We start from the raw sequence: 19,462 nt of genomic DNA, 5'->3' as shown, positions 1-19,462 counted from the left end.
AACTCGACCACTGTCTGATCACCGTCTAGAGTTTTTGCACCCGAAGACGTTGAGGACACGTCATGAAGAACGAAGAAGCAATCGCTGCATCAGTGCAGATTGATCAGCGCATCAAGGACCTGAGTGACTGGCGCGGTGAAACCCTGGCACAGATCCGCGCGATCATGCACAAGGCTGATCCCGAGATAGTCGAAGAGTGGAAATGGCGCGTGCCGACGTGGTCGCATGGCGGGATTATCTGCACCGGTGAGACTTACAAGGCAGTGGTGAAAATGACTTTTGCCAAAGGTGCGTCGCTGGAAGATCCGACGGGATTGTTCAATTCAAGTCTTGAAGGCAATACAAGGCGGGCGATTGATGTGCATGAGGGCGAGGAGATTGATGAAAAGGCCTTGGTGGCACTGATTCGAGAGGCGGTGAAACTGAATACGTCGAAGCCCTCACCCTAACCCTCTCCCAGAGGGAGAGGGGACTGATCGCGTTGTTCTTTCGTGATACACCGACCTGAACTGTCGCGCCGAACTCAGGTTTGATCCCACTAGAGATCGGCTCACTTTCCCCTCTCCTAGATTGAGAGGGGACTGACCATGGTGTTCTGTTCTTTCGAGGTACCCGAACTGAGCTTTAGAGTCGAACTCAGGTTCTGAACTGTACTCGGTCGGCTCCCTTTCCCCCTCGCCCCCTTGGGGGAGAGGGCTGGGGTGAGGGGGTGAATCCAACAATCACCATGAATCTCAATTCCCATCCGCAACCTTGCGCTCAATCTCATCGACCTTGCGCTGCAGCTCTTCAGCATCCTGCTCTTTGACGCGAGTGGAGGAAGGCGTGATGACCTCGTCCACAGCACGGGTGTCATCGTCCCGATCCTGCAAATCGCGCTCGACCACGTTCACGGGTTTGCCCGATGTATCGGTAGGTGGGGCGTTCGGGGTTTTGTCGTCGTTGCTGTTCATATCGTTGACCTCCATGGGTGTAAACATTGGAGGTAGCACTGCGACGAGCGTTCGATTTTTTTTCGACTGCGAACCGACGGTGAAAACGCCAGTTCCGCGTTAACACCAACCCCTTGTGGGAGCGAGCAAGCCCACTCCCACAGGTTGACCGCATTCCAGCGGCCTGAGGTCAGTTCAATCCTTGAGGATGTCGCGATCCTTGGTTTCCGGCAGGAAGAACGTGCCGAGTATCGCCGTCATCACCGCAATCACGATCGGGTACCACAGCCCGTAGTAGATATCCCCGGTGGCCGCCACCATCGCGAACGCCACCGTCGGCAGGAAACCGCCAAACCAGCCGTTGCCGATGTGATAGGGCAGTGACATTGAGGTGTAGCGGATGCGAGTCGGGAACAGCTCGACCAGCCACGCCGCAATGGGCCCGTACACCATGGTCACGTAGATCACCAGGATGGTCAGCAGGAGCAACACCATCGGATAGTTGGTTTTTGCAGGGTCAGCCTTTTCCGGATAACCCGCTTCTTTCAGTGCAGTGCCAAGGGTTGCGGTGAAGGCGTCGTTGCGGGTCTTGAAGTCGGCGGCGGGCAGGGCGCTGCCCTCGAAGCTCTCAACGACTTTGTCACCGATGCGCACTTGCGCGACGGTGCCCGGTTCGGCGATCACGTTCTCATAAGGGATCGCCCGTTTCGCCAGCAGGGTCTTGGCCAGGTCGCAGGAACTGGTGAATTTGGCCTTGCCCACCGGGTCGAACTGGAACGAACACTGATCGGGATTGGCGATCACCTTGACCGGGTTTTTCTCCTGGGCGATGAACACGTCGGGGTTACCGTACTGGGTCAACGCATGGAAGATCGGAAAGTAGGTCAGCGCCGCCAGCATGCACCCGACCATGATGATCGGCTTGCGCCCGATGCGGTCGGAGAGGCTGCCGAAGATCACGAAGAACGGCGTACCGATCAGCAGCGAACCGGCGATCAGCAGGTTGGCGGTCTGCGGGTCGATTTTCAGCGTCTGCAACAGGAAAAACAGCGCATAAAATTGCCCGGTGTACCAGACCACTGCTTGCCCGGCCGTACCGCCAAGCAGCGACATGATCACCACTTTGAGGTTGTCCCAGCGGGCGAAGGATTCGGTCAGCGGCGCCTTCGACGCCTTGCCTTCGGCCTTCATTTTCTGGAACACCGGCGACTCGCTCAGTTGCAGGCGGATGTACACCGAGACGATCAGCAGCAGGATCGACAGCAGAAACGGAATCCGCCAGCCCCAGGCTTCGAACGCTTCGGTGCCCAGCGCGGTGCGGCAAGCGAGGATCACCAGCAGCGACAGAAACAGGCCAAGGGTCGCGGTGGTTTGAATCCATGAGGTGAAGAAACCGCGTTTATTGCGTGGCGCATGTTCAGCGACGTAAGTGGCCGCGCCGCCATATTCACCGCCCAGCGCCAGACCTTGCAGCAAGCGCAGGGTGATCAGAATAACGGGCGCGGCGACACCGATGGTCGCGTAGCCGGGCAGCAAACCGACGATCGCCGTGGAGACACCCATGATCACGATGGTGATCAGGAACGTGTGCTTGCGCCCGATCATGTCGCCGAGCCGGCCAAACACGATCGCGCCGAACGGCCGCACCGCGAACCCCGCTGCGAACGCCAACAGGGCAAAAATGAACGCGGTGGTTTCGTTGACACCGGCGAAGAAGTGCTTGGCGATGATCGCCGCCAGTGAGCCGTAGAGGTAAAAGTCGTACCACTCGAACACCGTGCCGAGGGACGAAGCGAAGATGACCTTGCGCTCCTCCTTGGTGATGCCGCCGCTGCGCGGTGGACTGCCGGTGGATGCTGTGTCGATTGTAGCCATGGGTGCTCTCCGTCGTGCTTATTGTCGTAGGCCGGAGTCCCCCGATACCGCTATCGCACTCTGGCCTTGTGGCGTATACCGCATTGCTCTCGCGTGAAACCTGCACAGTCTGACGGCCGCGCATTGCTGCACGGTTTCCTGAAGCATAATCAGCTTCTGGCAGATATCCACTCGCCAAAGGCGTCGATTAAAGATCAACTGCCGGCGGCCGATAGCAGCCGGTCAGCCACCCATCAAAAAACCACTTTCAGGGAAGATGTCCATGAACGCTTCATTGCAGAGCGCTGCCGCGCAAATCCGTCAGGCCGTGCGGGTCGCCACCGAGGGGCTGGTGGGGCGCGAGCAATTGGCCGAGCTGATTGTGCTGGCCGCTGTAGCGCAGGAGCACATTCTGGTCATCGGCCCACCCGGTACGGCGAAAAGTGCGGTGGTGCGGCGCGTGGCGCAATCGATGGGCGGGCGCTATTTCGAATACCTGCTGGGGCGTTTCACCGAACCCTCGGAGCTGTTTGGCGCGGTCGACCTGAAAAAGCTGCGCGAAGGCACGGTGGAAACGGACGTCAGCGGCATGCTGCCGGAAGCCGATATCGTCTTTCTCGACGAGGTTTTCCTCGGTTCGACGGCGATCCTCAATACTTTGCTCGGCGTGCTCAACGAACGCCGCTTCCGCCGTGGCCACACGCAGATCCAGTGCCCGTTGCGGGTGTGTGTCGGCGCCTCCAATGGTCTGCCGGATGATGAAGCGTTGGCGGCATTCGGTGACCGCTTCCTGCTGCACCTGTTTGTCGAATCGGTGCCAGACAATCAGCTCGAAGCGATGCTCGCCGGTGGCTGGCAGTCCGAGCAGCGCCCGGTGCAGCAACTGCTGGGCCTGAGCCAACTCGACACCCTCGGCCAGGCTCTGAAAAACGTCGATCTGACTGCCGTGCGCCCGGCACTGGCCCAGGCCATTCGGCGTCTGCGCGAGGCTGGCATTCAGTTGTCGGATCGGCGCATCGTCAAATCCCAGCGCCTGATCGCCGCAGCGGCGTTACTCGGCGGGCGACTTGAAGCCAGCGAGGCGGACCTGTGGCCGCTGCTGTATGTACTGCCGACCAAGGAAACCCAACAACATGGCCGCGAAGTGCTGCGCGAGATCTTCGCGCAGTCGAGCAACAGCCATTTGTTCAGCGCGGTGGAAGAGGCGACCCTGCAACCACTGTCGCGGCTCAGTCGCTTGCTGGAAACCGGCGAGGAGTATCTGGCCCGCAGCGAACCACCGGCCAGTGCCTTGCTTGAAGGCCTGCTGCGTGAGATTGATGCCAACTTCAATGATCAGACCATTCCGTCGTCGTTGCAGGACGTGCGCGGTCAGGTGGCGCGTCTGCTGACGTCTGCGGCATGACGATCAAACCGCTGAGTTGGGCCTGGCAGTCACGGCAGACTCCGGTCGAGCCCCAGGCCGCCGTGGCGTGGGGCGACGTAGCACGGCGTTTGCACGCACGCTTGTTGCTGATCCCCGAGGAACAGGCCGGGGGCCTGCAGGCCACGGCCAATCGCGACGTGTTGGTGGTGACCGGTGTCGCGGCGGATCTGCCGTGGGTCGACGGCGTGGCGTATGCGGCGATGGACGAACGTGCACCGGGACTGTGGCTGCCGACCAGTTGGGAGCCCGACCGCCCGACAGACCTGCTGGGGCAGGCGCTGTCCAGCCGATTCGCCCGGGCGCCGCTGCTGCTCTGGCGCGAGCCCGCCGCCGTGGTGCCGCTGGATCGTTTGTTGCCGGTGACGACGCAGCATTTGCAGCGCATTGGCGCTTACTGGGCGGGCCGCTGATGCAATTACCTGAATCGCTGCAACCCTGGCGCGACTGGCTGCAATGGTTTGCTCCGGCACAACTGCCGCTGTTTGCCCACCTGTTCGGGCGTCTGGATCCGCTGCTCGGTCCGCTGCGTGGCCAACAGCAGGGCGGCGTGCCCGAGCCCGATGGCTTGGCCGATCTGCAACGTCGCGGCCCTTATGAGCGTTTGTTGTCGAGTGAATGGCTGTTGGCCGATGAAGTGCCTGATGAGTTTTTGCGCAGGGCCGTGGTGGGCGAGCATCTGTTTCTCGCGCCGCAATACCGCTCGCATCAGGCCAGTCGCTTGATGGTCGTATTGTTCGATGCCGGGCCATTGCAACTGGGCGCTGCGCGTCTGGTGCACATGGCCTTGCTGATCCTCCTTGCACGTCGCGCCAAAGACGCCGGCGCCGAGCTGCGCTGGGGCATTTTGCAGCAGGCGCCGCAGCTGCATGTCCTCGACAGCGCTGCACAGCTCAAACGCTTGCTCAGCGCCCGTACCTTTAAAACCGTTGACGCCGGGCACTGGCAGGCCTGGCGTGACGGCTTGAATGCGCAACCGGAGCCCGTCGGCGAATGCTGGCTGGTGGGGCAGCGCTTGCCCGCGCCCGAAGGCCTGTCCTGCAGCCATCGCGTGCAGGTATCGCGCAGCCTCGACGGACGCAGTCTGTCGGTGGCTCTGCACGCGGCGGGCGCTCGTCGAGTGTCGCTGCCGCTTCCCGACGAGCGCCTGGCCTTGCAGTTGCTCAAAGGCCATTTCGAAGGTGAAGTGGTCGCAGCCGCACCGACCGCGAAGGGCCGCGTCCCGCGAGTGTCGCTGACCTTGCAGCCGGTGATTTCCAGCGCGGGTACGCATGTCGCCCTGAAACTGCTCGGTGAGCCCGGCATGGTGGTGATCAAGCTACCGGTGCACAACCAGAAGAAACCCCTCGAAATCCGCAACAGTCTATGGTCTGCGCAGCAAACGGCACTGGCGGCGACCTTCAACGGCAAGGCCTTGGGCGCCGTTTTGAGTGATCAGTGGCAATTGACGTTCTGGAGCATGCCCGGGCTGAAACCGGTCGACAAACCGGGCCTTGAAGAACTCAAGCTGCCGCCAGGCACCGCGTCGCTCCTGCCGGTAGCCGGGTTGCGCAATAAGTCGACGGGCCGATTGTTTCTGCTCGACGGCCAGGGTCATCTGGCGTTCTGGGTAGTGGAAACCGGCCGTACGCCGGCCAAACCCAAAACCCGGCGCACCCACCGCTTAGCGGCGGACGTGTTGAGCATGGCCAAGGTTGACAATGACGTCGTGGTGTATGCACGCCGTGAGGGTGATCGATTGCACACGCACTCGGTCAACGCTGACGGCGATGTCACGGCGGCGCATGTGGTAGGTCTCGCCAGTCAAGTCGATCAGGTGCTGTTCGCCGCCAGTCCCCTGTGGCGCAGGGGCTTTGGCGGTTGCGCGGTGCTGAGGATAAGCGACGGGTGCGAGAGTTGGGGCGTGGTGTCAGCCAAGGGCGCGGCCTCGGAAATCGAACGCATCGTGCTGGCTCCCGGCTGGAAGGGCATCGGCCTGCTGCAAGAGGACAACGAGCGTTATTCACTGTTGTTGCTTGCCCCCAACCAGCACGCTATCGCTGTGTACTGCGAAGGCGGTCAGCGCATGTTGTTTACCACCGCCGCCCCCATCGTCAAATACAGCTTTTGCCCGCTGAGCGGCGTGATCGCCGTGCTGACCAAGGCCCGCGAACTGCTGGTGTACGCGGTCCCGCAACGCCTCCTGCGTTTGCAGATCATTTGTAATGAACATCCGGAAAACAAGGACGGCAGCGATGCTTGAGCATAACGCAGCGTTGATCCGCCGCCCGCTGTTGACCGGTCATCAACACATTGAAGGCCTGTGGTTCGCCGCCGAGCGTTTCAGCGAGGCCGAACGCGTCCGGCAGCTCCTCGAACACTGGCAAACCGAGGCCCGGGCCTACCGTTTCGCCGACGGTGATCTGCTGCGTTTTCGCCAGCCCATCGCCGTGCAATGCGAGGCATTGACCGGTTGGCCGCTGATTCGCCAAGGCAACACACTGTGTTCGGCGCTGCTCGATCCGCAGGAGATGCGCAGCCTGCCGGCCGCCGATATCTGGCTGGTGCGCGGCAGTCACGTCAGTGCCCAATATTTGCGCGATGCCGAGGCCCTGGCACCGGGTGACTGGCTTGATATCAATGGCCTCACTTTGCTCGACACCTATGACTGCCGAAACGTGCTGCCGGAGCCAGTGCTTGAACCCGTGGCCGTGGTCACCGACGTTCGGGAAATTCTCGGCGACGCGTTGCGTCCGGTCAGTCCCGAGCAGGAACAGGTCATGCAGGCCTTGCTTGATCGCCAGCAAAAAGCTGCGAAAGGGCCGGTCTATCAAGCCGTCACGGCGAAAGAAACCGGCTGGACGCAATCGGCCGATACGCCTTTGCCGTGGCTGAAGCTCAGCGTGACCCTGGTGATTCTGATAGCGATTTTCTGGATGGGGTCGCAGGGGCAAAATCCTGGCCTGCAAGGCTTGCCGGCGAAGACAGCGACGCCGGTATCGGTGCAAATCAGCGGCATCGTGGTCGGCACATTGATCGGTGGTATTGCCCTGACCTTGATATTGGCCGGGTTGCGCCACGTGTTGCGCCGGCCGGTGCCGGTGCAGCCTGCGGCACCCCGCGCCGCCGAACCAGGTATTGAACCCCGCGCCACACCGGCCAAAGCCAAGCCCTCGCGCTGGCGGCGCTGGGTGACACGCCTGACTGAAAATTCGCGCCTCTCGGCCCTGTATGGCAAGCGCCAAGCCGCTTACATGCGGCGCATGCTCGAGATGTTCGAGGACGGCGATTTCGCAGAGGCGCTGCGTCACGCGATTCCATTGGGCAGCGAGCAAAGCAGCGGCGAGCAATCGTTCGGTACGCCGCAGCGACGTCAGGATCTGATGATCGACCACAGCCGTGGGCCCACGCGCTCGATCCGGTTCGAACACGACATGGAAGCGCATCTGCGGCAGGTCTACCGGCAGACCTTTGAGCGCCTTGATCGCGCGGGCCGCATTGAAGAAGCGGTCTTCGTGCTCGCCGAACTGCTCAAGGTGCGTCAGGAGTCGCTCGACTATCTGGAGAAGCACGGCCGCTTGCAACAAGCCGCCGACCTCGCGCTGGCCTGGGATATGCCGTCCGCGATGATCGTACGGTTGTTGTGTCTGGCCGATAACTGGCAGCGCGCCTTGCTGGTCGCCCGACGTGACAATGCGTTTGCCGCCGCCGTGACATTGCTGCAAGGCAAGTGGCCAGAGAGCGCCGACCGTTTGCGTCTGGAATGGGCCGAATCGCTGACCCGCAAGGGCCTCTGGCTACAGGCCGTCGAAGTGATCTGGCCGCTGAGCGCGGAGCGTAAACGCGCCGCCCAGTGGCTGCTGGATGCCGAAGCGGCGGGAGGCGCGCTGGCGTTGGGCGCATTGGTCAAACGGGCCGCGCTGTTGCCCGATACCTTGCAGGCGTATGCCGAGTGGGTCGAGCAACTGCGCGATGATCCGGCGCGCCACGCCGAGCGCGCGGCATTGGCCGAGATTTTGTTGCAGCACAAGACGCACGTGAATGCACTGGCATGGCTGGCCGGTGCCATCGTGCACGCGGTGTTGGCCGACCAGATCGACGGCCATGGGCGCTTGTCGCATCAGCAATTGCAGGCACTGGTCAGCATGAGCAAGGACAAGTTGTTGCAGGCCGATCTGCCGGGGGCGTTGCCGACCCTCGCCGCAAGCGTCCCGCTGTCGAAGGTGAGTGAGCCACTTGAATGGACAGCCCCGTTCATGGGCAACCGCAAGATTCTCGACGCGGTGCCGCTGGAGGATGGGCGTTACTTACTCGCGTTGGGCGAGGCGGGGGCGGTGGTTATCGATGCGCACGGCCAGACCCTGTGTCATTTTTCGGTGCCGGCACACAACATCGTGCTGGCCCATGACCGTCAGGTCGTGCTGGTGCTGGCCCGCCGCGATGATGTCTGGCGCATCAGCAAGCTCGATCTGGTCACGCGCAGCGCGACGGACCTGGGCGTGCAAATGTTCGATGTGTTCGCCCGATCATTCGACGGTTTGACCTGGACCCTCGGCCGGGGGCGGCAGGTGCGGGTGGTGGATGTCGATCATGGATTCGAAACGCTGTGGCATGTCAGCGATTTGCCGGCTCACGTCGGTGGCCTGAACGATGACGCGCACAACGAATATCTGTGGTTGAACGCTGGGGAGAAAGGTACGTACCTGTGGCATTACCGATTGCCCGAGCGTCGGTTGATGAGCCGGGATTTACTGCCGCACATGCCCGCGGACAATTTCCGGCTGCTCGACGCCGATGGCCGAGTGATCGAGGCACATCTTAATGTTGCCGGGAATGTTCTTGAGCTGGCGTGGCCTGACGGGCGCAAGAACTATCGCTTGCCCGGGCTGGACCTTTATGAAATCGATCTGATGGATGCTTATTTGCAGGGCCAATGGCTGGTCATCAGATACCTGACCGTCGATCAGGATATGCGCTGGCACTTCATCCACCTTCCTGGCGACCGTCTCTGCGCCACTCTGCAATGGCCTGTGCAAGGTGTGAAGATGCGTTGTGTCGGCGCCGATTACTTGCTGTTCGATCTCCACGGGCGTTTGAGCCATATCAACGTCGACACCGCCACTCAACACAACATTTCACTGAACTGATCCGGCCCGGCCGCCTACGCTTTGACCCAGCGCTGGCGGCTCCACGCACTCAACCAGTCGACCGCAAACACCAGCACCAGCATCGCCAGGATCACCGTGCTCGCCTGTGCTTCCTGAAACAGGCTCAGGCTCACATACAACATTTGCCCAAGTCCGCCAGCACCGACGAATCCCAATACGCTGGCCATGCGGATGTTGTTTTCCCAGCGATACAGAACGTAGGCGAGCAGTTGCGGGGCAAGGTTGGGCAGGGTGCCGTAGCAGAACGCGAGCATCGGGTTGCCGCCCTGCAAGCGGATCGCCTCGGCCGGTTGCGGCGGTGTGTTTTCCAGCGCTTCGGCGAACAACCGGCCAAGCACGCCAGTGGTATGCAGGGCGAGGGCGAGGGTGCCGGCGTTGGGGCCGAGGCCAGCGGCGAGCACCATCAGCGCCGCCCAGACCAGTTCCGGAATCGCCCGCAAACCATTGAGCAACAGGCGCGCAGCACTGCGCAACGGCCAGCCGAAACGCCCGGCGGCAGGCAGGGCGAGGACGATGCCGAACAGCGCCGCGAGCAAAGTTCCCAAGGCTGACATGGCTAACGTTTCCATCGAGCCATGGACGATCGCTTTCAGGTAATCGGCGCTCAAGTCCGGGCTGAGAAAGCGCTGCACATACGCGCCCATCTGCTTGAGGCTGGTGGCACTGCCCAACTCGCCCAGATCGAGGCTCAGATAAGCGAACGAAGCAACAACCGCCAAAGCGATGCCGGCGATCAGCAACAGATTGATCAGACGATTCATGCCAGCCTCCAGCGCAACAAACGGCTGAGTTGATCGGCCACCAATACCAACAGCAGGAAAGTCAGCAGAATGCTCGCGACTTCACCACCGGCAAACATGCGGATCGACAGGTCGATCTGCTGGCCCAGCCCACCGGCGCCGACAAAGCCCATCACCACCGAAGCGCGGATCGCACACTCCCAGCGATAGACCGTGTACGACAGCAGTTCTGCGGCGACGTTGGGCAGGATGCCGTAAGCAAAACTAGCCAGCCGACCACTGCCCGATTGCAGCAAGGCATGCGCCGGACGCTGGTCGGTGGATTCGAAAATTTCCGCGTAGACCTTGCCGAGCATGCCGCTGTAAGTGATGGCAATCGCCAGCACACCCGCCGCCGGCCCGAGGCCTACCGCGCGCACGAACAACAGCGCCCAGACGATCTCCGGCACGCTGCGCAGGAAAATCAACAAACCGCGCACCGGCCAGCGCAACAAGCGGCCGAGGCGGCTCGGCACCCCGCCGCGTGAAGCAGCGGACAGCGACAAGGCACGGCTCGCCAACAGGCCGGCGGGAACGGCCAACAGCAGCGCCAACGCCATGCCGGCGGTGGCGATTGCCAAAGTCTGCAAGGTGGCTTTGAACAGCAACTGCAGGAAAGCTTCATCGTGCGCAGGCGGCCAGAATTGCGCGACAAACCGGCCCATTTCATTCTGGCTGTCGGGCAGCAATACGCGCAGATCCAGTTCGCTGAGCTGGATTCCCGGCCACAGTAAAGCAATCGCCAACAGCGTCAGCAGCAAACGTGGCCAGGCGGCGGGATCGCGTGAATCGGCTCTCAGCATCGTGGGATCTGCACAGTCAAAGGCGCGAGCGCAACGGCTGGCGATTGCAATTGTTCGTTGGCGTACAGCGCGTCGAGCATCGCTCGGCTGACTTGATCGGCAGGGCTGTCGAAGAGGATCTGCCCGTCACGCAAGCCGATGATGCGCGGGAAGTGCGACAGCGCCAGATCTACCGCGTGCAGGCTCGCCACCAGCGTGACCTTGTGTTCGCGGGCATGGCGCGACAGGATCGACAGGGTGTGCCCGGCCATCACCGGGTCCATCGCTGATACCGGCTCATCCGCCAGCAGAATTTTCGGCGCCTGATAAAGCACACGCGCAATGCCGACTCGCTGCAACTGACCGCCGGACAATTGCTGGCAATGGGCGAACAGTTTGTCGCCCAGATCAAGTCGCGCCAACGCCGCACGGGCACCGGGCACGTCCAGCGGATGCAGCAGGTTCAGCAGACTTTTGCCCAGACTCCATTGCCCGAGTTTGCCGGCCAGCACCGCCGTTACCACGCGCTGACGCAACGGCAGGGGCGGCGCCTGATGCACCAGGCCGATCCGCGCACGCAGGCGTTGCCGCTTTTGAGCCGACAAGTGCCAGGCGCGCTCGCCCAGCACTTCCACCTCACCGCTGCTCGGCCGCAGAGCGGTGGCCAGCAGATTGAGCAATGTCGATTTACCGGCCCCGGACGGGCCGATGATAGCGACCTGTTCGCCAACGCCAATCTGCAAGTCGATACCGCGAAGCGCATCGACCCCATTGGCGTGGCGCAGGCTGCATTGGTTAAGGCGAAGCGTCATTTCAGCAGGTCGGCAGCGCGGGCGGCTTCCTCGATGCCCTTGTAGTTGTCAGGCTTGGTGTCGATGAAGCGGGTCGCCGCTTGCAGATCGAGGATCTTCTTCTGCCCGGGGTTGGCCGGGTCGAGATCGAGGAAGGCTTTTTTGATCTTCGCCGCCAGTGCCGGATCGAGCGTGCCACGCACCGTCCAGTTGTAATCGAAGTAGGGCGGGGTGGTGGCGAAGACTTTGACCTTGTTGGTGTCGACCTTGCCGGCATCCACCAGTTTCTGCCAGACACTGGCGTTCAACACACCGGCATCGACCTTGCCGGCCTGCACCCAGGCCACGGTGGCGTCATGGGCGCCGGAGTAGGCGACGCGGCTGAAATACGCTTCAGGCTTGATGCCGTCATTTTTCAGCATGAAATAACGCGGCATCAGGCTGCCGGAAGTCGAGGAGACGGAACCAAAGGCGAAGGTCTTGCCTTTCAGGTCGGCAAGGCTTTTGACATTAGGGTCGGCGGTGATGAACTTGCTGGTGAACTGCGCATCCTGTTCACGCTGCACCAGCGGAATCACCGGGGTGGTGGCGTCAGTCTTCAAGCGTGCCTGAACAAAGGTGAAACCGCCCAGCCAGGCCATGTCGAGACGGTCGGTGGCCAGCGCTTCAACCACTGCCGGGTAATCGGCCACCGGCACGAATTGCACTTTCATGCCCAATTGCTGCTCCAGATAAGCACCCAACGGCTCAAACTTGCGCAGCAATTCGGTCGGGGCTTCATCGGGAATGGCGCTGACTTTCAACACGTCAGCGGCGTGCGTCACCAGTGCGGATAGAGACAGGGCCAGACCGGCCGTCAGTGCCAGGGTTCGCTTGAGCATGGAGATCTCCGTTTCATGAGCGTCAATGTCGGTGCGCCTGTACTGAACAATCGGCGCAGGCGCAAAGTCAGGGTAGACGAAACGGCGAGGTTATACGCAGCCGGTGGCTCAAAGACCAGCTACGACGGCCGGTGATGTTTTACGCCACGTTTCTCCTGCGGGAGAGGTCAGTGTGTTTCGGGGACCCTGGCTATCACCTTGATCTCGAAATCGAAGCCGTACAACCACGTCACGCCGACGGCGGTTACGGTCGGATGTGGCGCATCGCCTCAGGCCTGCGAGAGCAGTGTTTATCGATTGGGTGGTGAAGTTAATGGCGTAGAGAGTGACTGGTGCAGTTTTTGCTAGCTCGCTCCGAAGCCGTCAAATAACCAACACTGCTGGCGTCCCGCAGACCTGAGGCGTTGACCAGAAAAGCTCTGGGTTCAAGGAATTTCACATGAATATGTACATCGATATCGTCGGCGCCTGCAATCTGAGCTGCCCCTCTTGTCCGATGGGTAACTCGGAAAACCTCAACTACAAAAAAGCCATGCAGCTCGACATGTTCCGGGCGATCGTCGAGAAAGCCAAGCGTGAAGGCGTCAGCTCTATCTTTCTCTACAACTGGACTGAGCCTCTGGTGCATCCAAAGATCGGCGAGTTCATCGAGATCATCAATGCGGCGGGCATCAACAGTGGCGTCAGCACTAACCTGAACCTGGCCAAAAACATGGAAAAAGCCTTGTTGGCCGAGCCGGGTTTCTTTCGTATCTCGCTGTCAGGGTTTTACCAGGAGACCTACTCGAAGGGGCATGTCGGGGGGGATATCGAAGTTGTAAAACAGAACATGATCACCCTCAGTGAACTCGTGCAGCAGCATGGTCTGAATACCCGGATCGACGTTTATTACCATCGTTATCTGGACAACCTCGAAGAAGAAATGCTGATGCGCGAGTTCAGTGAGCGTCTCGGCTTCACATTCGGCACGGGTTATTCCGTGATGATGCCGCTGGAAAAAGTGCTGGCCATTGTCGAACACGATCCTTCGGTGACTGAAACCGACCACGAGACCCTGAAAAGGCTGGCATTGCCGCCTTACGATGATCTGGTCAATGTTGTGCAGAACTTCCACAAACAAGCGTGCACGCTCAAGGACAATTGGCTGGTGATCGACTGCAACGGCAATACAGTGCTGTGTTGCACGATCTTCAATCAAAGCGAATACCAGGTCGGCAAGTATCTCGACATCGCTGTCGACGAGTTGATGCAGCGTAAAAACACCCAGAAAAACTGCGTCGACATGTGCGATCGGTGCGTCAACAAAGGGATGCACATCTACGCGATGTATCCCGGCAAGGGCGCGCTTGAAAGTCATGCGATCAATCGCATGATCGATTTCCAGCAGCGCAGCATTGCGGGTTTGCCGATTGATAGCGAACAACTTGGCCGGGCCGGTGAAGTCAGTGCCGAAAACTTCGATGAAGCCCGATACCTTCAATTGAATGACGACGTCCGACAGGCCGTTCACAACGGCTCCTTCTCCAGTGGCTATCAGCACTACGTGCTGTTTGGACGCCTGGAAGAAAGAGTCGGTGCCGGTGCCTTTTCAGTCGTTTGATCGCCAGTCAGGCTGACTGCAGATGATCCGATAGCCACGCGGTAAAACGCTGGGCCATCGGGTCATTTTCACTGTCGCGGTGAGTCAGCAGTGCCCAGTTAGGCCCGCGAATGGTGCCCTCGACCAATGGCTGCAACACGCCGTCAGCCCTTGCCTGCCGGCTGAGCAACTGACTCACCAGCGCGATACCGAGACCTGAACAAGCGGCATCGAGCAGCAATCCCGGATCGGAAAAATTCAGCCCCTGATCCTGCTGGCCGACATCAATGCCTGCCTCCACCGCCCAATGGCTCCAGTCCATTTCCCGCTCACCATGCAACGTCGTGCGTTGCGCGGCGGGCAGCTCCAACACGCTTGGATGGCACGCCGGATAAAGACGATCGGCATACAGCACTTTGAAGCTGCACTCCGCCTGCGAACTGATGTCGTCGCGCACCGCCAGATCGATGGTCTGCGTGGTCATGTCCGGAACTTCATCGGTACTGAAGATCCACAGATCGACCTGCGGATGCTCCCGGCGAAACGCCCCCAGTCGCGGCAACAGCCAATGCCGGGCGAACGCCGGTGTGGTGTTGAGCACCAGTTGATTGGGCTTCTGATACTGCCCGAGACGACGAATCCCGACCGCCAGTTGCTGCAGCATCGCCTGCGTGGTGCTGAGCAAATCATTACCGGCATCGGTGAGCGCCACGCTGCGACCGTTGCGGAAAAACAGCGGTTGTTCCAGATACGTCTCCAGGCTGCGGATCTGCTGGCTGATCGCCGACTGCGTGAGGTGCAACTCGTCGGCAGCCTTGTGGAAACTGCCCAGCCGGGCGGCGGCTTCAAAGCCGCGCAGCGAGCTGAGTGGGGGCCAGTGCTTGAGCATGATCGATAAGTTCCTCTAATCAGTTGTGCGCTAAATCCATCGTTTGTTCGCTGTTTTTATGGCCCGTAGCATAGGTGCCATTGAACACAACAGCTTAACTGACGAGGCTTATCATGCAGCACGACAACATTAAAAACAGCGGTTGGATGATGCCGGCCGAATGGGTGGCGCACGCGGCGACGTGGATGGTCTGGCCACATAACGAGGCCCTTTGGCAATCCGCTTGGGGTGTGACCTTGCCGCTGGTACAGCAGGATTTTGCCGGCGTGGCCAATGCCATCGCCCGCTTCGAACGGGTAAAAATGGTCGTCGATCCCTCGGCTATCGCCAGCGCCAAAGCCTTGTGCGGGCCGAACGTCGAGTTGATCCCGTTGGCGGTCAACGACAGCTGGTTCCGTGATTCCGGTCCAAGCTTTGTCTGCCATGCGCAACTTGGGCTTGCCGGAGTCAGCTGGCGCTTCAATGCCTGGGGCGGCAAGTCGGCGCATGATCTGGATGAAAGCGTGGCGCGTCGTGCGCTCAATCACTTGGGCCTGGAATGCTTCGGCACGCCGCTGAGCAACGAAGGCGGGGCGATTCATGTCGACGGCGAAGGCACGCTGATCACCACCGAATCGGTGCTGCTCAACCCCAATCGCAACCCGGGCATGAGCAAAGCCGAGATGGAAGAAATCTTCAGCCGCCTGCTCGGCGTGAAGAAAACCATCTGGCTGCCGGGCGATCCGGATTATGTCACTGGCGACGTCACGGATGGCCACGTCGATGGCGTGTGCGCCTTCGCTCGTCCGGGTGTGCTGCTGGTGGATGCGACCCATGACCAAAGCTCGGTGTATGCCGAAGTGGCTCGGGAAAACCGCCGCGCACTGGAACTGGCGACTGATGCCCAGGGCCGTAAATTCGAGCTGATCGAACTGTTCGAAGCCTCCGAGGCGGTCGACACCGAGGCCGAAGTGTTCTGCGCCTCTTACACCAATTTCTACATCGCCAACGGCGCGATCATCATGCCGGCCTACGGTATCGAGGCCGACCACGTTGCGGCGAAAGTACTGAAGCAAGCCTTCCCCGGTCGTGAAGTGGTGCCGGTGCGGATCAATAATCTGGCCCATGGCGGTGGCGGTGTGCATTGCATCACCCAGCAGCAGCCAGCCTGGCCTCTGGAGGCGTGAACGATGACGCTACTGACCATCGCCACAACCCAGATGCCGTGCACCTGGGATTTACCCGGCAATCTTGATCAGGCGGAACGTCTGGTGCGGGAAGCTGCGGGGAAGGGCGCGCAAGTCATCCTGTTGCAGGAACTGTTCGCCACGCCGTACTTCTGCATCGAACAAAACCATAAACACATGGCGCTGGCCGAGGAGTATCGCGACAGCCGCGTGCTGGATCGCTTCGCCGCACTGGCCCGGGAGCTGGGCGTGGTGTTGCCGCTGAGCTGGTTCGAGAAGGCCGGTAATGCCTACTTCAATTCGCTAAGCGTGGCCGATGCTGACGGGCGCCTGTTGGGGGTGTATCGCAAGACCCACATCCCCAACGCCATCGGCTATCAGGAAAAGGAATATTTCAGCCCCGGCGACACCGGTTTCAGAGTCTGGGACACCGCGTTTGGCCGCCTCGGCGTCGGCATCTGTTGGGATCAGTGGTTCCCGGAAACGGCGCGGTGCCTGGCGTTGATGGGTGCGGAAGTCTTGCTCTACCCGACGGCTATCGGCTCTGAACCGGGCTGCGCGACGCTGGATTCCCGCGACCATTGGCAGATGACCATGCGCGGCCACGCCGCCGCCAATCTACTGCCGGTGGTGGCATCGAATCGAGTTGGCCGAGAAGTCGCGACGATCGATCCGAGCCTGCAAATGAGCTTCTACGGCTCATCGTTCATCAGCGATCACAAGGGCCAATTGCTCGCCGCAGCCGACCGCGACAGCACCGGCGTGCTGCTGCACAGCCTCGATCTGGCCGCCATGCGCGAAGAGCGTTTGAACTGGGGCATCTACCGCGATCGTCGCCCGGACATGTACGGGCCGCTGCTGAGTCAGGACGGCCGCCACCTTCATGCACGCTGGAACACTCAAGGGGTTTGATTATGGTTATCCACCACAAACGCTGGCTCGGCGCGATAGGCCTGGCACTGACCTGCTTCATGCCGTCACTGCATGCCGAAGACAAGACCCTGCGGCTGTACAACTGGGCCGATTATTTCGCCGAAGACACCCTGAGCCGTTTCACCGCCGAAACCGGGATCAAGGTGATCTACGACGTTCTCGATGGCAGCGAAACGCTAGAGGCGAAGATGCTGTCCGGCGGCAGCGGTTACGACCTGATCTTCCCCGGCGACACCGTGGCCGAGCGCCTAGTGCGCGCCGGCAGCCTGATGCCGCTGGATCAAGCGAAGCTGACGGCAATGGATGACATCGAGCCCGGTTTGCAGAAACTGCGCAGCCACTACGAGCACTCGCAAAAAGCCACGGTGCCGTACACCTGGGGCACCATCGGCCTGACCTACAACGAGGAGCAGATCAAACAGCGCATGGCCGATGCGCCGGTCAACAGTCTGGACATGCTGTTCAAACCGGAGCTGGCCGCGAAGTTCGCCAACTGCGGTATCTCGGTGATCGACTCGCCGGACGAAGTGCTCGCCGTCGTGCTCAATTACCTCGGCCGCGATCCGCGCAGCGCCAAACCGGCGGATCTGGCGGCAGCGAGTGATTTGCTGATGAAACTGCGGCCGTACATTCGCAAGTTCCAGTCGCAACCGGTGACCGATCTGGTTAACGGCAATCTGTGCCTGTCCCTCGGCTACAGCGGCGACATGACCCAGGCGCAACGCACCTCGGACAGCGCCGGCAAGCGCACCAAATTCCAGTACCGAGTGCCGCGTGAAGGCACGACGATCTGGATGGACACCATGGCCATTCCCGTCGACGCCCGACACCCGGAATACGCCTATGCGTTCATCAACTTCGTCATGCGCCCGGAGAACATGGCGGCGATTAGCAATGCCACCGGTTACCCGACATCCAGCGCCAAGGCGCGGGCAAGTGTCGATGCGGTGATGCGCGACAACCCGGACATCTACCTCGACGAAGCGACCTATGCTCGGTTGATTACCGGCAAGGACATTTCCCAGGCCGACATGCGAGCGCGTATGCGCACCTGGACCAAATTCAAAACCGCCACCCGCCAATGATTCACGGCCGGCGAGCAAGCGCCGGCCTTCACCGATATTCAGGAAAAGTACACATGACGACTCGTCGCGATTTCATCAAACAAGCCTCGGTGGTTGCCGGTGTCAGTGCAGCGGTGATGGGCCTCGGCCTGTCGCCGCGCACAGTGTTCGCCGCTGCGCAGGGCCGCTGGTTCATGCCCGACGAGGGCGATAAACACGAGCGCGCCTACATCGCCTTCGGCGCGCAAGATGCCATCTGGGAAGACTTCACCGAAGACGTCCAGGAAGCCCTCGGCCGCGTCGCCCGCGCCATCGCCCGGTTTGAACCGGTCACCGTGTTCTGCCGCCAGAACGAGCGCAGCATCGCCGAAGAATTCTGCGGCACACGCAACATCACTTATGTCACCGCTGCACTCGATGACATCTGGATGCGCGACATCAGCGCCAATTTCGTCATCGACGACAAGGGCGGGCTCGGTGCCGTGGATTTCAACTTCAGCGGCTGGGGCAACAAACAGCAGCACAGCAAAGACGCGAAAGTCGCCCGACTTGTGGCCGACGATGCGCAAGCGACCTATCAGCGCAGCGAGCTGGTGGGCGAGGGCGGTGGCATCGAAGTCGATGGCCACGGCACCGGGATCATGACCGAGAGCAGCTGGATCAACAGCAACCGCAACCCGGACTGGAGCAAGGCTGACGTCGAGGCTGAATTGAAGGAACGTCTGGGCCTGCGCAAAATCATTTGGCTGCCGGGGATCAAGAACAAAGACATCACCGATGCCCACGTCGATTTCTATGCGCGCTTTATAAAGCCCGGCGTGGTGCTCGCCAACCTCGACACCGACCCTGAATCCTATGATCGCAAGGTCACTGAGGCGCACCTGGAAATCCTCAAGAACGCCACCGATGCCGACGGGCGCAAATTGCAGATTCATACGATTTCGCCGCCACTCAAGCCGCGCAAAAGCAAGTTCAACAAGGACAATGCGGATTTCGCCGCCGGGTACATCAATTACTTCGTGATCAATGGCGCGATCATCGCGCCGGAATTCGGCGACAAAGCGGCGGACAAAAAGGCGTTTGACCTGTTGTCCGAGCTGTATCCGCAGCGTGAAATTGTCCAACTCAACATCGATGCAATCGCGGCTGGAGGCGGCGGTATTCACTGCGTCACGAGCCATCAGCCACAGGCGTGATTGACTCTGAGGCGGATCAGGCCAACTATCGGCGGATAACAACATG

The 19,462-nt window shown here is 60.8% G+C and carries 17 protein-coding genes and 1 pseudogene; 10 read left to right on the top strand and 8 right to left on the bottom strand.

The window, feature by feature from the left end:
- Nucleotides 1-62 precede the first annotated feature (62 nt).
- The gene (locus ACVVH8_RS16505; RefSeq protein ID WP_103302296.1) at nt 63-449 is read left to right on the top strand and encodes a DUF1801 domain-containing protein; all 387 of its coding nucleotides are present in this window, start codon (nt 63-65) and stop codon (nt 447-449) included.
- Between the two features lie 285 nt (nt 450-734).
- Here ACVVH8_RS16505 and ACVVH8_RS16500 read toward each other — a convergent pair whose 3' ends face one another.
- Together ACVVH8_RS16500 and ACVVH8_RS16495 are read right to left on the bottom strand one after the other, a co-directional pair.
- Nucleotides 735-953 carry a hypothetical protein gene (locus ACVVH8_RS16500; protein ID WP_103302295.1) on the bottom strand — a complete coding sequence of 73 codons (219 nt, stop codon included), beginning with the start codon at nt 951-953 and terminating at the stop codon, nt 735-737.
- 174 nt (nt 954-1,127) lie between these two features.
- On the bottom strand, nt 1,128-2,807 hold the full coding sequence (locus ACVVH8_RS16495) for an MFS transporter (RefSeq protein ID WP_103302294.1): 1,680 nt from the start codon (nt 2,805-2,807) through the stop codon (nt 1,128-1,130).
- Nucleotides 2,808-3,069: 262 nt separating this feature from the next.
- Between ACVVH8_RS16495 and ACVVH8_RS16490 the strand changes: the two genes are divergently transcribed.
- From ACVVH8_RS16490 to ACVVH8_RS16475, 4 genes are read left to right on the top strand one after another with little or no spacing between them, the layout of a single operon-like run.
- Entirely contained in the window at nt 3,070-4,191 is a 1,122-nt protein-coding gene (locus ACVVH8_RS16490; RefSeq protein WP_103302293.1) for an AAA family ATPase, read from the top strand.
- A complete protein-coding gene (locus tag ACVVH8_RS16485; protein ID WP_475224943.1) occupies nt 4,188-4,622 on the top strand; it encodes a bpX5 domain-containing protein in 435 nt (144 codons plus the stop codon). Before ACVVH8_RS16490 ends, ACVVH8_RS16485 begins: the two co-directional genes overlap by 4 nt.
- Nucleotides 4,622-6,451 carry a hypothetical protein gene (locus ACVVH8_RS16480; RefSeq protein WP_475224941.1) on the top strand — a complete coding sequence of 610 codons (1,830 nt, stop codon included), beginning with the start codon at nt 4,622-4,624 and terminating at the stop codon, nt 6,449-6,451. Before ACVVH8_RS16485 ends, ACVVH8_RS16480 begins: the two co-directional genes overlap by 1 nt.
- Nucleotides 6,444-9,335, top strand: coding sequence for a bpX6 domain-containing protein (locus ACVVH8_RS16475; protein ID WP_475224939.1), 2,892 nt, complete (start codon nt 6,444-6,446; stop codon nt 9,333-9,335). The genes ACVVH8_RS16480 and ACVVH8_RS16475 overlap by 8 nt, the downstream gene beginning before the upstream one ends.
- Before the next feature lie 14 nt (nt 9,336-9,349).
- Here ACVVH8_RS16475 and phnE read toward each other — a convergent pair whose 3' ends face one another.
- The 5 genes and pseudogenes from phnE to ACVVH8_RS16450 form a co-directional block, all read right to left on the bottom strand.
- Nucleotides 9,350-10,117, bottom strand: a complete 768-nt coding sequence (gene phnE, locus ACVVH8_RS16470; protein WP_475224936.1) for a phosphonate ABC transporter, permease protein PhnE — start codon at nt 10,115-10,117, stop codon at nt 9,350-9,352.
- Nucleotides 10,114-10,938 (bottom strand): PhnE/PtxC family ABC transporter permease, encoded by an 825-nt coding sequence (locus ACVVH8_RS16465; RefSeq protein ID WP_315447230.1) that lies wholly within the window; start codon nt 10,936-10,938, stop codon nt 10,114-10,116. Before ACVVH8_RS16465 ends, phnE begins: the two co-directional genes overlap by 4 nt.
- On the bottom strand, nt 10,932-11,729 hold the full coding sequence (locus ACVVH8_RS16460) for a phosphonate ABC transporter ATP-binding protein (RefSeq protein ID WP_475224934.1): 798 nt from the start codon (nt 11,727-11,729) through the stop codon (nt 10,932-10,934). Before ACVVH8_RS16460 ends, ACVVH8_RS16465 begins: the two co-directional genes overlap by 7 nt.
- Entirely contained in the window at nt 11,726-12,589 is an 864-nt protein-coding gene (locus ACVVH8_RS16455) for a putative selenate ABC transporter substrate-binding protein (RefSeq protein ID WP_475224932.1), read from the bottom strand. Before ACVVH8_RS16455 ends, ACVVH8_RS16460 begins: the two co-directional genes overlap by 4 nt.
- A 167-nt stretch (nt 12,590-12,756) precedes the next feature.
- Nucleotides 12,757-12,858, bottom strand: a pseudogene (locus ACVVH8_RS16450) (RidA family protein); the annotation flags it as partial.
- A gap of 170 nt (nt 12,859-13,028) precedes the next feature.
- On the opposite strand from ACVVH8_RS16450, the gene ACVVH8_RS16445 reads away from it, so the two are divergent.
- Nucleotides 13,029-14,189 carry a radical SAM/SPASM domain-containing protein gene (locus ACVVH8_RS16445; protein WP_212809092.1) on the top strand — a complete coding sequence of 387 codons (1,161 nt, stop codon included), beginning with the start codon at nt 13,029-13,031 and terminating at the stop codon, nt 14,187-14,189.
- 7 nt (nt 14,190-14,196) lie between these two features.
- Here ACVVH8_RS16445 and ACVVH8_RS16440 read toward each other — a convergent pair whose 3' ends face one another.
- A complete protein-coding gene (locus ACVVH8_RS16440) occupies nt 14,197-15,057 on the bottom strand; it encodes a LysR substrate-binding domain-containing protein (protein ID WP_475224929.1) in 861 nt (286 codons plus the stop codon).
- A gap of 113 nt (nt 15,058-15,170) precedes the next feature.
- Here ACVVH8_RS16440 and ACVVH8_RS16435 point away from each other — a divergent pair, with 113 nt between their 5' ends.
- The 4 genes from ACVVH8_RS16435 to ACVVH8_RS16420 are packed head-to-tail and all read left to right on the top strand — an operon-like array spanning nt 15,171 to nt 19,416.
- Complete coding sequence (locus ACVVH8_RS16435; RefSeq protein ID WP_475224926.1) at nt 15,171-16,223, top strand: agmatine deiminase family protein; 1,053 nt, start codon at nt 15,171-15,173, stop codon at nt 16,221-16,223.
- A gap of 3 nt (nt 16,224-16,226) precedes the next feature.
- Nucleotides 16,227-17,135 (top strand): N-carbamoylputrescine amidase, encoded by a 909-nt coding sequence (gene aguB, locus ACVVH8_RS16430; protein ID WP_475224923.1) that lies wholly within the window; start codon nt 16,227-16,229, stop codon nt 17,133-17,135.
- Between the two features lie 2 nt (nt 17,136-17,137).
- Complete coding sequence (locus tag ACVVH8_RS16425) at nt 17,138-18,241, top strand: extracellular solute-binding protein (RefSeq protein WP_475224921.1); 1,104 nt, start codon at nt 17,138-17,140, stop codon at nt 18,239-18,241.
- 53 nt (nt 18,242-18,294) lie between these two features.
- Entirely contained in the window at nt 18,295-19,416 is a 1,122-nt protein-coding gene (locus ACVVH8_RS16420) for an agmatine deiminase family protein (RefSeq protein WP_475224919.1), read from the top strand.
- The last annotated feature ends 46 nt before the right edge of the window (nt 19,417-19,462 follow it).

Source organism: Pseudomonas trutticola BRTCR10 (assembly GCF_056155105.1).
This window is presented reverse-complemented; position numbering and strand designations above follow the sequence as displayed.

Coding starts and splice junctions, on each gene's coding strand:
- ACVVH8_RS16460 (WP_475224934.1), bottom strand. CDS start 11,729: ATGACGCTTCGCCTTAACCAATGCAGCCTGCGCCACGCCAATGGGGTC.
- aguB (WP_475224923.1), top strand. CDS start 16,227: ATGACGCTACTGACCATCGCCACAACCCAGATGCCGTGCACCTGGGAT.
- ACVVH8_RS16455 (WP_475224932.1), bottom strand. CDS start 12,589: ATGCTCAAGCGAACCCTGGCACTGACGGCCGGTCTGGCCCTGTCTCTA.
- ACVVH8_RS16420 (WP_475224919.1), top strand. CDS start 18,295: ATGACGACTCGTCGCGATTTCATCAAACAAGCCTCGGTGGTTGCCGGT.
- ACVVH8_RS16480 (WP_475224941.1), top strand. CDS start 4,622: ATGCAATTACCTGAATCGCTGCAACCCTGGCGCGACTGGCTGCAATGG.
- ACVVH8_RS16475 (WP_475224939.1), top strand. CDS start 6,444: ATGCTTGAGCATAACGCAGCGTTGATCCGCCGCCCGCTGTTGACCGGT.
- ACVVH8_RS16500 (WP_103302295.1), bottom strand. CDS start 953: ATGAACAGCAACGACGACAAAACCCCGAACGCCCCACCTACCGATACA.
- phnE (WP_475224936.1), bottom strand. CDS start 10,117: ATGAATCGTCTGATCAATCTGTTGCTGATCGCCGGCATCGCTTTGGCG.
- ACVVH8_RS16485 (WP_475224943.1), top strand. CDS start 4,188: ATGACGATCAAACCGCTGAGTTGGGCCTGGCAGTCACGGCAGACTCCG.
- ACVVH8_RS16440 (WP_475224929.1), bottom strand. CDS start 15,057: ATGCTCAAGCACTGGCCCCCACTCAGCTCGCTGCGCGGCTTTGAAGCC.
- ACVVH8_RS16425 (WP_475224921.1), top strand. CDS start 17,138: ATGGTTATCCACCACAAACGCTGGCTCGGCGCGATAGGCCTGGCACTG.
- ACVVH8_RS16505 (WP_103302296.1), top strand. CDS start 63: ATGAAGAACGAAGAAGCAATCGCTGCATCAGTGCAGATTGATCAGCGC.
- ACVVH8_RS16465 (WP_315447230.1), bottom strand. CDS start 10,938: ATGCTGAGAGCCGATTCACGCGATCCCGCCGCCTGGCCACGTTTGCTG.
- ACVVH8_RS16495 (WP_103302294.1), bottom strand. CDS start 2,807: ATGGCTACAATCGACACAGCATCCACCGGCAGTCCACCGCGCAGCGGC.
- ACVVH8_RS16490 (WP_103302293.1), top strand. CDS start 3,070: ATGAACGCTTCATTGCAGAGCGCTGCCGCGCAAATCCGTCAGGCCGTG.
- ACVVH8_RS16445 (WP_212809092.1), top strand. CDS start 13,029: ATGAATATGTACATCGATATCGTCGGCGCCTGCAATCTGAGCTGCCCC.
- ACVVH8_RS16435 (WP_475224926.1), top strand. CDS start 15,171: ATGCAGCACGACAACATTAAAAACAGCGGTTGGATGATGCCGGCCGAA.